12 protein-coding genes are annotated in these 12,350 nt (G+C 73.0%); 2 read left to right on the top strand and 10 right to left on the bottom strand.

What is annotated here, in order from left to right; genetic code table 11:
• Position 1: 1 nt before the first annotated feature.
• Complete coding sequence (locus BFV98_RS00880; protein ID WP_013287017.1) at positions 2-739, bottom strand: class I SAM-dependent methyltransferase; 738 nt, start codon at positions 737-739, stop codon at positions 2-4.
• A 289-nt stretch (positions 740-1,028) separates the two neighbouring features.
• Here BFV98_RS00880 and BFV98_RS00875 point away from each other — a divergent pair, with 289 nt between their 5' ends.
• Together BFV98_RS00875 and BFV98_RS00870 are read left to right on the top strand one after the other, a co-directional pair.
• Entirely contained in the window at positions 1,029-1,394 is a 366-nt protein-coding gene (locus BFV98_RS00875) for a VOC family protein (protein WP_013287018.1), read from the top strand.
• Between the two features lie 28 nt (positions 1,395-1,422).
• Positions 1,423-1,833, top strand: a complete 411-nt coding sequence (locus BFV98_RS00870; protein ID WP_013287019.1) for a DUF3224 domain-containing protein — start codon at positions 1,423-1,425, stop codon at positions 1,831-1,833.
• 64 nt (positions 1,834-1,897) lie between these two features.
• Here the strand turns inward: BFV98_RS00870 and BFV98_RS00865 are convergent, their stop codons facing one another.
• From BFV98_RS00865 to BFV98_RS00825, 9 genes are all read right to left on the bottom strand, one after another.
• A complete protein-coding gene (locus BFV98_RS00865) occupies positions 1,898-3,454 on the bottom strand; it encodes an ABC transporter ATP-binding protein (RefSeq protein WP_071094418.1) in 1,557 nt (518 codons plus the stop codon).
• On the bottom strand, positions 3,451-4,242 hold the full coding sequence (locus tag BFV98_RS00860; RefSeq protein WP_013287021.1) for an ABC transporter permease: 792 nt from the start codon (positions 4,240-4,242) through the stop codon (positions 3,451-3,453). The genes BFV98_RS00865 and BFV98_RS00860 overlap by 4 nt, the downstream gene beginning before the upstream one ends.
• Positions 4,239-5,195 (bottom strand): ABC transporter permease, encoded by a 957-nt coding sequence (locus BFV98_RS00855; protein ID WP_013287022.1) that lies wholly within the window; start codon positions 5,193-5,195, stop codon positions 4,239-4,241. The genes BFV98_RS00860 and BFV98_RS00855 overlap by 4 nt, the downstream gene beginning before the upstream one ends.
• Complete coding sequence (locus BFV98_RS00850; RefSeq protein WP_013476312.1) at positions 5,192-6,751, bottom strand: ABC transporter substrate-binding protein; 1,560 nt, start codon at positions 6,749-6,751, stop codon at positions 5,192-5,194. The genes BFV98_RS00855 and BFV98_RS00850 overlap by 4 nt, the downstream gene beginning before the upstream one ends.
• A gap of 104 nt (positions 6,752-6,855) precedes the next feature.
• Positions 6,856-8,040, bottom strand: coding sequence for an NAD(P)/FAD-dependent oxidoreductase (locus BFV98_RS00845; RefSeq protein ID WP_013287024.1), 1,185 nt, complete (start codon positions 8,038-8,040; stop codon positions 6,856-6,858).
• 6 nt (positions 8,041-8,046) lie between these two features.
• Positions 8,047-9,285, bottom strand: a complete 1,239-nt coding sequence (locus BFV98_RS00840; protein ID WP_047890694.1) for a beta-ketoacyl synthase N-terminal-like domain-containing protein — start codon at positions 9,283-9,285, stop codon at positions 8,047-8,049.
• Complete coding sequence (locus BFV98_RS00835) at positions 9,282-9,512, bottom strand: phosphopantetheine-binding protein (protein ID WP_013287026.1); 231 nt, start codon at positions 9,510-9,512, stop codon at positions 9,282-9,284. The genes BFV98_RS00840 and BFV98_RS00835 overlap by 4 nt, the downstream gene beginning before the upstream one ends.
• Entirely contained in the window at positions 9,509-10,474 is a 966-nt protein-coding gene (locus BFV98_RS00830) for a chlorinating enzyme (protein WP_071094416.1), read from the bottom strand. Before BFV98_RS00830 ends, BFV98_RS00835 begins: the two co-directional genes overlap by 4 nt.
• 1 nt (position 10,475) lies before the next feature.
• On the bottom strand, positions 10,476-12,350 hold the full coding sequence (locus BFV98_RS00825) for a non-ribosomal peptide synthetase (protein WP_071094414.1): 1,875 nt from the start codon (positions 12,348-12,350) through the stop codon (positions 10,476-10,478).

Genomic DNA, 12,350 nt, shown 5'->3' with positions numbered 1-12,350 from the left:
TCTACTTGCGGTAGACGGTGATGTGCCGCTCGTCGGAGTCGCGCAGTGGTCGTCCGTCCCAGTGACCCCAGCGCGACTCCATGGTGAGCCCGCCGAGGCGGGCCATCAGGTCCATCTCCGACGGCATGACGGTGCGGATGCGCATCGGGAAGAACCGGATGCCGTCGGGCCGCAGGACCGCGAACTGGATCGACGAGCACTGGGAGATCCGCTCGCGCCGGGTGAACGTCATCACGACGTGGTCCTTCTCCACCCGTACGGTCTGGGTGCGCTGGTTGCGGTCGTACCGCGCCGGGTCGGGGATCGACGTCTGGATCACGAACCGCCCGCCCGGCTCCAGGACGTCGGCGACCTTCTGGAAGCAGCGGATCTGCTCCTCCTGGTCGGTGATGAACGGCAGCGTGTCGAAGACCGCGTACGCCAGCGAGAACTTGTACGGCAGCGTGAAGTCGGTGAAGTCCTGCACGTGCACGTGCACCAGTTCGCCGCCGGGTTTGTCGCGCAGCTGCGTCAGCATCCCCTCCGACGCGTCGATGCCGTGCACCTCGATGCCCCTGCGGGCCAGCGGGACGGCGACCCGGCCGGTGCCGACGCCGAGTTCGAGCACGGGCCCGCCGCCGGCGTTCTCGGCGAGCCACTCGATCGTCTCCTCGGTGTCACCCGGGTCGCCGGCCCATCCCGTCCCGTCGAAGACGTCGGCGACGGCGTCCCCGTAGGTGAAGATCTCGAAGCCTTCCACCGTGTTCTCCTCCACGCCGGTGATTGGGGTACCGGCGAATCGTGGCGGACGAGTGCGCCTGACGCTGCGCTGTTGTGAGCACGAAGTGAGGGCAACTCGATTGGTGTATCGGTGGCGCCGCCGACGGTTCAGCCGGTATGCTGCCGAACCTTCGGGGCCTGCTGTCCATTCGCAACCGTCTAATGAGCAGGCCGGTCGCGACACACCCGGCGACCGTGGCGTGGACGACGGCGGATTGCTAGGCTCGGGCCACGCTTTCGATCGGACGACAAATCTCCAGGAGACATGAATGGCTGTCGGTCGCTTGGCGGCGGTAACACTGGATTGTTCCGAAATCGCCCCGCTGGTGGCCTTCTACCGGGAAGCGGCCGGCCTCGAGCCGGTGCACGAGTCGGAGTCCGGCGCGTTCCTCAGCAACGGTGACGGCGTCGCCGTGGCGTTGCAGCGGGTGGAGAACTACCGGCGTCCGGAGTGGCCCGGGCAGACGGTTCCCCAGCAACTGCACCTCGACCTGGCCGTCGACGACATCGAGACGGCCGAGACCGAGTTGCTGCGCCTGGGTGCGACGAAGCCCGCCGACCAGCCCGGCGACGCGAAGTGGCGGGTCTTCCTCGACCCGGCCGGTCACCCGTTCTGCGCCTCGGTCTGGGACTGAAAGAGAACCACGGAAGGAATGAGACAAGGTGAGCACCGCGACTGCTTCATTTACGCTCGACTCCTGGGACGAAGACGAGTGGCAGGAGACCCCCGACGGCATGAAATTCTCGCGGGCCTCGGTCACCAAGACGTATTCCGGTGAACTCGAGGGCACCAGCCGCGCGCAGTTCCTGTTCGCCTATGGCAAGGGCGGCGCCGGATACGTCGGTCACGAAGTGATCGAGGTGTCGATCGGCGGTTCCAAGGGCAGTTTCATGCTCCAGCACCAGGCCGTCGGGTTGATGAGCGACGAGGAGGGCGGCGCCGAGTGGCACATCGTGCCGGGGACCGGCACCGAGGGGCTCGCCGGCATCCAGGGCACCGCCACCATGCGCAAGCTGGAGGACGGCAGCCACACCTTCACGCTGAACTACGAACTCCTCGACGAGCTCGTCTGACGCGCTGAGATCGAGGCGGAGGGCCGCTACCGGGAAGCCGGTAGCGGCCCTCCGCCTCGGGCTGTCACGGCACGTCCGCCACCGCCGTGACGGGCCGCGCGGCGTCCAGCAGCATCCTGCTCGCCTCGTGGCGCGGGTTGCCGAACACCTGCTCGACGGTCCCCTCCTCGACGATCCGCCCGCCGCTGAGCACGGCGACCCGGTCCGCGTTGCGGGCGATCACACCGAGGTCGTGCGTCACGATGAGCACCGCCAGGCCCAGGGTCCGCCGCAGCGAGTCGAGCAGGGCCAGGACCGAGGCCGCCACCTGGGCGTCGAGGTTCGACGTGATCTCATCGCAGACGAGCACGTCGGCCCCGGCGGCGAGCGCGCGGGCGATCGCGACGCGTTGCCGCTGCCCGCCGGACAGCTCCCGCGGCAGCCGCGACGCCAGCTCCCCCGGCAGGCCGACGAGCCCCATCAGCCGGCGGGTCTCCGCCGCCACCGCCTCGGCCGTCATCCCACCGGCCAGGCGGACCACCCGGCCGATCGCCGCGCCCACCGGCCGCCGCGGGTTCAGCGACCCCCCGGAGTCCTGCGGGATGAGCTGCATGCGGCGTCGCTGGTGCACCGGCCGGCGCCCGAGCGTCGGCTCCAGGACCTCGCCGGACAGCGTCACCCGGCCCGAGCTGGGGCGCAGTGTTCCGACGACGGCCCGGGCGAGCGTCGTCTTGCCGCAGCCCGACGTGCCGAGCAGGGCCAGCGCCTCGCCGGCGCGCAACCGCAGGGATACGTCGTCCAGGACGACCCGCCCCCCGCGCGGCACGGTCAGCCCGGACACGGTCAGGACCTCCGCGCCCCGCACCGGCGTGGCGGCGCGGCGGCGCATCTCGGCCGGCAGGTCCGGCACCGCGGCGAGCAGGTCCCGGGTGTACGCGGCGGCCGGGCGGGCGAGCACCTGCGCTGTCGGTCCCTCCTCGACCACGACGCCGCCCCGCAGCACGATCAGGCGATCGGTCATCCGGGCGGCCGCGGCGAGGTCGTGGGTGACGAACACGACCGCCAGCCCGCGGTCGGCGGAGAGCCGGTCCAGCTGGTCGAGCACCTGCTTGCGCACCAGCCCGTCCAGGCCCGTCGTCGGCTCGTCCAGCACCAGGCCGCGCGGGTCGCCGGCCAGCAGCCGGGCCAGCGCCAGGCGTTGCTGCTGGCCGCCCGAGAGCTGGTGCGGGTACCGGCGCAGGAAGGCCCGGTCGCCCGGCAGGCCCACCTCGACCAGCCCTCGGCTCACGGCCGCGTCGGACCGGTCCGCGGCCAGTTCCCGGATCTGCGCCCGGACCCGCAGCGTCGGGCTCAGCGCCGACGGCGGGTCCTGCGGAAGGTACGCCAGTACCCGCCGCCGGACCCGGCGTACCTCGGCGCCGGAGGCCGTCAGCACGTCGTGCCCGTCGACCACGACCGTGCCCCCGGCCACCTGCAGTCCGCGCCGTACCGCGCCGACGAGGGCCATCGCCAGTGTCGTCTTGCCCGCCCCGGACTCGCCGACGACGGCGACCCGCTCACCCTCGGCGACGCGCAGCGACAGGTTCTCCAGGACGGCCCGGCCGGCGGTGTCCTCGACCCGCAGCCCACTGATCTCGATCATCGCAGCACCCGCCCGACGATCCGGTCGATGCCGAGGTTCGCGGCGACGGTGAGCACACCGAGCAGGATCGCCGGCACCGCGACGCCCCACGGGGTGAGCTGGATGCCCTCGACGTTCTGGCTGATCATGGCCCCCCAGTTCGGGCCGCTGGAGCCGAAGCCGAGGAACGCCGCCGCCGCCGTCAGCGTGACCGCGATGGCGAGGCGGGTGCCGAAGTCGGCGAGCACCGGCCGGACGATGTTCGGCAGGATCTCCCGGACGATCACCGACAGGTGCGAGTCGCCGCCGGCGTAGGCGGCCACCACGTACCCGTCCTCGACCGCGCGGAGCGTCTCGGCCCTGGTGACCCGGGAGACGAACGGCGTGCCGGTCAGCACCACCACGATGATCATCGTGGTGGCGCTGTACCCCCAGCCGTGCAGCAGCACCAGCAGGATCAGCACCGGCGGCAGGCCCAGCAGCAGGTAGTCCAGCCGGGACACCACGGCATCGGTGATCCCGGCGAAGTAGCCGCCGACCAGGCCCAGCACCAGGCCGAGCACGGTGGCCAGGATCGTCGCCACCACCGGCACGGCCACCAGCGGCCGGCCACCGGCCAGCACCCGGTCCAGCACGTCCCGTCCGGCGCTGTCGGTGCCCAGCGGGCTGCCGGCCGTCGGGGCGCTGTAGGGCAACCCGACGATCCGCTCCGGCTCGCCGGCGAACAACGGGCCGAACAGCGCCACGCCCAGCACCAACAGCACCACGGCCACGGCCGTCCCGGCGAGCAGCCACCGCGCGGCCCTCATCGGGCGGCCACCCGCAGCCGGGGGTCGACCGCGAGGACGAGCAGGTCGGCCACGATGAACGAGACGAGGATGATCGCGGCGAGGAGCAGCCCGACCCCCTCCAGGACGGCGGTGTCGTGGTTGCGGACCGCCGCCACGAGCGTCTGCGACAGGCCCGGGTAGTTGAAGACCACCTCGACCACCGTGGTGCCGCCGAACAGCCCGGACAGCAGCCACGCGAACGTCTGCGCGCACGGCGGCGCCGCCGCGGGCAGCAGGTGCCGCGCCACGACCACCCGCTCGGGCAGCCCGGCCAGCCGGGCCGCCTCGACGTGGGGCATCGCGTCCGCGTCGATGACAGTCGCCCGCACGATCCGGCTCGCCCACGCCGCGCCGAACAGCGTCAGCGCGACCACCGGCAGCACCAGGATCTCCGGCCGGTCCAGCGGTCCGCCGCCCAGCGGCGGCAGCGAGATCGCCGGCAGCAGCGGCCACAGGTCGGCGAAGACCAGCACGAGCAGGCCGGCGGTGACGAACTGCGGGATCGACACCGCCACCACCGCGACGGCCGACACCGCCCGGTCCACCCGGCCGCCCGGCCGCAGCCCGGTGAGCAGCCCCAGTCCCATCGCCAGCGGCACCGTCACCGCCGCGGTGAGCCCGACCAGGAGGCCGGTGGCGGCCAGCGGCTCGGCCACGACGTCCACCACCGGCCGGTGCATCGAGGTGCTGGTGCCCAGGTCGAGGCGCAGCGCCGCGGTCCCCCACTCGACGAACCGCACCGGCCAGGGCCGGTCGACGCCGAGTTCGGCCCGGCGCTGCGCGACCTCCTCGATGGTGGCGTCGGGCCCGAGTGACGCCGACGCGGCGTCACCCGGGAGCACCTCCGAGCCGGCGAAGAGCACCACCGCCACCGCGAACAGCGTGGCCACCGTCGCCAGCAGCCGTCGGGCCAGGAACCCGAGCGCGGTCACGCCGGCCCGGTCGCCCGGTCGAACAGCTGGACCGACTGCATCGTGCGGACCCCGCTGATCCCCTTACGGGCGGCGTCCAGCTGCTCCTGGAAGCCCCACAGCAGGTCGCCGCCCTCCTTGTAGAACTCCTCCTGCAACGCCTTGAACGCCTCGGCGCGGGCGTTGTCGTCGACAGTCGCCTGGGCCTTGGCCAGCCGCGCCTGGTAGGCCGCCGACGTGCCGGTGACGTTGAACGGCGCCTTGCCGTGGGTCACCGCCGACAGGTGCACGGCGGCCGGCCGGTTGACGTAGTAGAACGCCTGGAACGGGTGCGTGGCCAGCGTCATGAGGTCGGCGTAGTAGGCGTCGGGCGAGATCTCCTGGAGGGTCAGCTCGACGCCCGCCTCCTTGAGCTGCTGGGCCATCAGCCGGCTGGCGTTGAGCATGCCGGGGACGATCTCGCCGGTCCGCAGCGTCAGCTTCGTGATCCCGGCCTCGGCGAACAGCCGCTTCGCCTGCTCCAGGTCACGGGCGCGCGCCGGCAGGTCGGCGTAGCCGGGCAGGCTCTTGCCGACCACGTCGTCGGCCGTCGAGCCGAGCCCGAGCAGCGCGTTGTCGACGAGCGCCTGCCGGTCCACGGCGAGCCGGACCGCCTGGCGGACCCGGACGTCGTCGAACGGCGCGAGCTTCTGGTTCATCGCGAACGACAGCGCGTTGGCGTTCGCCGGACCACCGCGTACGACGGTGAGCTCGCTGTTCGCCGCCTCGGTCTTCGCGCCGGTGGAGCTGATGCTGACGGCGTAGTCGACCTGTCCCGCCTTCAGCGCCGACAGCCGGGCGCCGGCGTCGAGGATGCCGACGATCTGGAGTTCGGCGACGCTCGGCTTGCCACCCCAGTACTGCTCGTTGGCGACCAGCCGGGTCGTGGTGCCGTTGCGCTCGGCCAGCCGGTACGGGCCCGAGCCGATCGGCTTGCTGAACTCGGTCATGCCGGCCGGGAAGACCGGCGAGAAGACGACGAGGACGGCTTCCTTGAAGTCACCGCGGGGGGTCAGCAGCGGGACGGTGACGGTGCGGTCGTTGACGGCTGTCACCTTGGCGAGGTCGACGTTGGCGTAGACGGAGGCCCGGTTGCTGGGCTTGGCGCCGAGCGTACGGATGCTGTGCACCACGTCGGCCGCGGTGACCGGCTTGCCGTCGTGGAACGTCACCCCGGAGCGCAGGTTGATCGTCCACACGCTGCCGTCGGCGTTCGGCTGCACCGACTCGGCGAGCTGGTACTTGTACTCGCCGTTGTCGAGCACCATCAGCGAGTCGTACACGTGCCGCATGACGATGAGGGTCGCGCCGATGCTGGTCAGCAGCGGGTTGCCGGCTTCGGCGTCGGTGACCGCGTTCGGCGCGCCCACCTTCAGCACCGCCAGCGACCCCCCGCCGGCCGCCGCCGGCGACGGCTGCTCGTCGTCGTCGCCGCAGGCCGACAGCAGCGGCACGCCGGCCACCGCGGCGCCCGCGACGAGCCCCATCCGGAGCAGCGCGCGGCGATTGAAGGGCGAGTCGTAAGGGGTGGGCGACATGGTTCCTCCACAAAGGTCGTGCCGGTGAGGTCGGATCGCAAGACGTCTGCGGATCTGACGGTCGCCGATCACCGGCACGGGTGTCTGCTCAATAGGGCGCGGTGTCAGGGGGCCGTCGGGGCGGACATCAGCGCCATCAGTTCCGGTGTGTACAGCTCCCGCAGCGGCACGATCCCGGCCACCGCGTCGAAGTAGCGGGTGGTCAGTTCGGGGCTGCTGCCGACGGCGCGCAGCAGCGCGCGGCGCTTGTCCCGGGCCTCGGCCTGGGCCACCAGCAGGGTCGCCTGGTAGTTCTCCATCAGCCGCTGCTCGCGTTCCCGGTCGTAGTCGGCCAGCGCGGCGTCGAGCCGTGTCCGGTCGGCCAGGTGCTCGCCCACCGACTCGGCGAGCAGGTCGGCCTGCATGAACGCGTCGGAGATGCCGCGGGCGGTCAGCGAGTCCTTGTGGTGGCCGGCGTCGCCGACGAGCGCCCAGCCCGGGCCGTGCGCGCGGCGGAAGAAGTTCTGCTGGTCACCCGTGCCGTGCACGCCGCCGATCTGCCGGCCGCGCTCCATCTGCTCGTACAGCCGCGGCGCGTTGGTCCGCACGTTGTCGAGGTAGGCCGCGCGCGCGTCGTGCCGGACCTCGTCGAAGCGCTGCTGCGGGTAGTAGGCGGCGATGAGCACCGCGCCGTCGTTCGTCGGCACCGCTGACACCCAGCCGGTGTCGCCCTCGTACATCTCGAAGTGTGTCTTCGGCCCGTCCCAGAACGCGTAGTACGCGCAGGTCAGCGGCGGGTGGGACGTCGTCGTGGGCGCGCCGGTGAGCCCGGCGACGGTGGAGCGCATCCCGTCGGCGCCGACGACCAGCGCGGCCCGCTCGTCGCCGCGGTCGGTGCGCACCCCGACGACCCGGTCGTCCTCCCACAGCAGGCCGGTGACCCGGCAGTCGTCGCGGAACTCGGCGCCGGCGTCGACAGCGGCGCCGGCCAGCAGCGGGTCCAGGATCGAGCGGCGGGGCGCGTACGCCGCGCGGATGCCGTCGATGCCGCTGCAGCAGCCCTCGACGCGCACGTCACCCAACTCGTAGACGACGTGGTCCAGCGGCGGGCAGCCGGTGGCCCGAAGCGCGTCCAGCAGACCCCAGCGGGCCAGCCGCGCGACGCCCGGCTGCTGGATGTACAGCGTGGAGAGCTTGTCGGCCGGGAAGGCGCTGCGGTCCAGCAGCAGCACCCGGTGGCCCTGGCGGGCCAGGAGCATGGCGGTCGGCGCGCCCGCGCAGCGGGCCCCGACGACGACGACGTCGTACATGATCGTTCAACCTCCATCGGCGGTACGGGCGAGGACCACGGCCGTGTTGATGCCCCCGAAGCCGAAGCCGGTGGACAGCGCGTACCGCAGCCGGGCGGGCTCGGGCCCGGCGCCGGCGAACCGGATCCGGGCATCGATCGGTCGGGCCAGGTTCGGGTTGGGGTGCACGAAGCCGCCGGTGAGCTGCGCGACGGTGGCGACGGCCTCGACCACCCCGGCCGAGCCGAGGCAGTGACCGGTCAGCGCCTTGGTGGCGTTCACCCACGGCCGGCCGGCGGCGGCGCCGAGCACGTCGTGCAGCGCCGCGAGTTCCGTCTCGTCGCCCAGCCGGGAGCCGGTGGCGTGGGCGTTGACGTAGTCCACCTCGTGCGGGGCCAGCCCCGCGGCGGCCAGGGCGGCCCGGATCACGCGGGCCTGCCCGGCCGCGTCGGGGTCGGCGAGCCGGTTGGCGTCCAGGCCGAGGGCGTACCCGGCCACCGTCGCCAGGACCGCCGCGCCGCGCCGGGCCGCGGCGGCCGGGTGTTCCAGCACCAGCGCCGCGGCGGCCTCGCCGGGGACGAAGCCGCGCCGGTCGTGGTCGAACGGCCGGCAGGCGGCGGCCGGGTCGCCACCCGGCTCGGCGAGCGCGCCGAGCACCGCGAAACCCCGGTGGTGCATCGGTGTCAGCTCGGTGACCGCGCCGACCAGGACGCAGCAGTCCACCGCGCCGGCGGCGACCAGCCGGGCGGCGTGCACGATGCCGACGTTGCCGCTGGCCGAGGCCCCGCCGACGGTGAAACCCTCGCCGGTGGCGGACAGCACCTCGCTGAGCGTCCCGACGTGGTCGGTGTCCTGGACGTGCAGGGCGAACCGCGCCGGCAGGTACGCCGGCCGTTCCTGCCAGGTCCGGTAAAGCTCGTGCGTGTACCGCGCGGTCAGGTTGTGCCCGGCCACCACGATCCCGACCCGGTCGCCGGGGATCCGGGCGCCGGGCAGGCCGGCCCCGGTCCACGCCTGGAGCGCCGCCGCGACGGCGGCCCGCACCGGCTGCGGCGCGCGCGCCGCGGCCCGGACCGCCCGGCGGCGCAGCGGCTCGGGCACGCCGGCCACCGCGTCGTCGAACGACCACCCGGTGATCGGCGCGGCCAGGCCGTCAGCGGTGCCGACGACACCGCTGCGGCCCGCCCGCAGCGCCGTGGTGAACGACGGGACGTCCGCACCGATCGCGCAGACGATCCCGGTGCCGGTCACCGCGACCGTGCTCACATGTGCGTCCGCAGCAGCTCGACGATCCGGTCGAGGTCGTTGACGTCGCGGAACTCGGAGATCGGCACCACGATGCCGAGCCGCTCCATGGCCAGCGTCACGACCTCGGCCCGGTCGATGCTCGTGCAGCCGAGGTCGCTCAGCGTGCGCCCGGCGGTGACGCTCGCCGGGTCGACGTCCGGGACGACCTCGACGAGGCTCGCCTTCACGACCTCGAAGACGGTCATGCCGGTGACACCCGCGCCCCGGAGCGGTCCCGCCGGGTGAACCGGTGGCCGCGCGTGGTCTCGGTCGCCATCCGGTTGTGCGGGTTGCCGTTGTGTCCCGCGACGAGCACCGAGCCCCAGCGGTCCAGCGACACGGCGCCGCCGTACTCCTCGATGACGTCGGTGTCCGGGTAGACGTCCACCGACACCGGCACGTACCGGCCGGCGAAGCCGAGCCGCATCTCCTCGGTGCGTCCCGCGTGCGGCAGCGACGCGTGCATCAGCGTCGACCAGAACATGATCGCCTCGCCGGGCCGCATCACCATCGACACCGCCTTGGACTCGTCGGGCTTCCAGTCCGGGTCGATCTGCAGCTCGCGGTAGTCGTAGCCGAAGAACCCGCGGCGTACGCCGTCCTTGTCGGTGCTGTTGATGGAGGCCGGGTCGTAGTGCATGCGCTTGGTCTCGTCGTAGAACATCGTCCGGTGGGTGCCCGGGATGAACTGGAGGCACCCGGTCTCCTCGTTGGCCTCGGTGAAGGCCGTCCAGACGGTGATCGTGCCGCCGAAGTCCTTCGCGTCGCCGGGCCAGAGGATCTGCGGCTTGCCGGAGGCGTTGGCGAACGTGTCGGCCTGGTGCCAGTCGGTGCCCTCGTCGCCCGGGTACTTGGGGAAGAACTCCGACCGCCAGCACTGCACGTCCGGGCCGAGCACGCTGACGACGCGGTCGACGATCCGCGGGTGGCAGATGTGGTCGGCCAGGAACTCGTTGTCCAGGTGCCGGTCGTAGTTGGAGATGTTGGTGTTCCCGGAGAGCGCGGCCTCGTCCTGGTAGACCGCGTGCGAGCGGTCCAGCAGGCGCAGCCGTTCCCGCCGCCACCGCCGCTGCATCTCCTCGACCTCGTACACCGGGAACGGGCCGAAGTACCCGTTGCGGTGGAAGTCGGCCAGCTCCTCGGCGGTGAGCGTGTAGTCGTCCTCCATGTCATCCTCCTACCTGTTGCAGGGAATGGTGGCGTCGGGACGCGTCCACCACCTCGGCGAGGCACCCGACCGTGGGCTCCTCCATCTCGGCGCCGGTCAGCGCGATGCCGAACCGGTCGTTCACCATGGCCACGATCCGGGTGAGGGCCAGCGACGTGGCGCCCAGGTCGAACAGGTCGCCGTCCACCGGCACGTCGCGGCGCAGCACCTCGTCGGCGATGGCCTTCACCCCGGACACCGCGTCGTCGCCGGCCGGCTCGGCCGGCTCGGCCGGCTCGGCCGGCTCGGCCAGGCGGTCCAGGACCGCCACGTCGGCTTTGCCCTGCACGGTGAGCGGGATGTCGGCGACCACGTGGAAGCGGGACGGCCGCAGGTAGCCGGGCAGGTCCGCCACGGTCATGGCGAGGTCCGCCTCGGTGAGCGCGGACGGGTCCGCGCCGGGCGGGGGCGCGACGTAGGCGACCAGGCGTACGTCGCCATCGCCGAAGTCCTGGGCGGTCACCAGCGCGGTGCCGACGCCGGGGTGCGCCAGGACCGCCGCCTCCACCTCGCCCGGCTCGATCCGGTAGCCGCGGACCTTCAACTGCCTGTCGACCCGGCCGAGGTAGACCAGGTCGCCGTCGGTCCGCACGGCCCGGTCCCCGGAGCGGTACCAGCGTTCACCGCCGGACTCGGCGAAGCGTTCGGCGGTCAGCTCCGGCTGGTGCAGGTAGCCCCGCGCCAGCCCGGCGCCCGCCACGTACAGCTCCCCCGGCGTGCCGTCCGGCACCGGCGCACCGGTCTCGTCGCGCAGCTCGATCCGTACGCCGGGCAGGGGCCGGCCGATCGGGCTCACCGACGGCCGGTCGAGGTCCGCCGCGACGATCCGGCGTTCGGTGGCGTGCACGGTCACCTCGGTGATGCCGTACATGTTGACCAGTTCCGGCCGGTCGTCGCCGCGCCGGGCGATCCACGGCGCCAGCATCGCGACGTCGAGCCGCTCGCCGCCGAACACCACCAGGCGCAGGTCGTCCGGGCCCTCGTCGGCCAGGTAGGCGGCGGCGAGCTGGCGGAACGCCGAGGGGGTCTGGTTGAGCACCGTGACCTGTTCGCGCCGCACCAGGTCCAGCATCAGCGCCGGGGTCCGGGCGACGCTCCCCGGTACGACGACGAGCCGGCCGCCGGACAGCAGCGCCCCCCACAGCTCCCAGACGGAGAAGTCGAAGCCGATCGAGTGGAACAGCGTCCACGTGTCGTCGCCGCCGAAGCCGAAGCGCTCCGCGCCGTGCTCCAGCAGCGCCACGACGCTGCGGTGCGACACCTCCACGCCCTTCGGCGCCCCGGTGGAGCCCGACGTGTGGATGACGTACGCGGGGTCGTCCGGCCCGGCCTCACCGGCGGGCTCCCGTACCGCGTCCGCGCCGACGGCCCGGTCCGCCGGGCCGGCACCGGCCGCGGCCTCGACGGCCGTGCCCTCGCCGTCCTCGTCGTCGGTGTCGTCGTCGTCCTCGCTGTCGTCGGCCCACAGCACCGGACCCGACCACTCTGCGAGTGAGTCGGCGGTACGGGTCACCGCCACCGTCACCGGAACCCGGCTGCCGGCCAGCACGGCCGCTACCCGCGCGGCCGGATGCTCGGCGTCCACCGGCACGTAGGCGCCGCCCGCCTTCACCACCGCCAGCACGCACACGACCAGGTCGACCGAGCGGTCCACGCACACCCCGACGTGGACGCCGGGGCCGACCCCGTACCCGCGCAGCCGCTCGGCCAGCTCACCGGACAGGCGGTCCAGCTCGCTGTAGGACAGCCGGTGGTCGCCGCAGGTCACCGCGATCCGGTGCGGCTGTTCCGCCGCCCGCCGGGAGAAGATCGTGTGCAGGCAGTCAGTCACGGGCAT

This window comes from Micromonospora sp. WMMB235 (genome assembly GCF_001855515.1).
Taxonomy (GTDB): domain Bacteria; phylum Actinomycetota; class Actinomycetes; order Mycobacteriales; family Micromonosporaceae; genus Micromonospora; species Micromonospora aurantiaca.
Note: the sequence above shows the minus strand (reverse complement) of the source record. Positions and strands in the feature narration are given on the sequence as shown.

Excerpts from the sequence above, each read along its gene's own strand:
- BFV98_RS00875 (WP_013287018.1), top strand. The coding sequence starts at position 1,029 with ATGGCTGTCGGTCGCTTGGCGGCGGTAACACTGGATTGTTCCGAAATC.
- BFV98_RS00865 (WP_071094418.1), bottom strand. The coding sequence starts at position 3,454 with ATGATCGAGATCAGTGGGCTGCGGGTCGAGGACACCGCCGGCCGGGCC.
- BFV98_RS00860 (WP_013287021.1), bottom strand. The coding sequence starts at position 4,242 with ATGAGGGCCGCGCGGTGGCTGCTCGCCGGGACGGCCGTGGCCGTGGTG.
- BFV98_RS00850 (WP_013476312.1), bottom strand. The coding sequence starts at position 6,751 with ATGTCGCCCACCCCTTACGACTCGCCCTTCAATCGCCGCGCGCTGCTC.
- BFV98_RS00845 (WP_013287024.1), bottom strand. The coding sequence starts at position 8,040 with ATGTACGACGTCGTCGTCGTCGGGGCCCGCTGCGCGGGCGCGCCGACC.
- BFV98_RS00835 (WP_013287026.1), bottom strand. The coding sequence starts at position 9,512 with ATGACCGTCTTCGAGGTCGTGAAGGCGAGCCTCGTCGAGGTCGTCCCG.
- BFV98_RS00830 (WP_071094416.1), bottom strand. The coding sequence starts at position 10,474 with ATGGAGGACGACTACACGCTCACCGCCGAGGAGCTGGCCGACTTCCAC.
- BFV98_RS00825 (WP_071094414.1), bottom strand. The coding sequence starts at position 12,350 with ATGCCCGTGACTGACTGCCTGCACACGATCTTCTCCCGGCGGGCGGCG.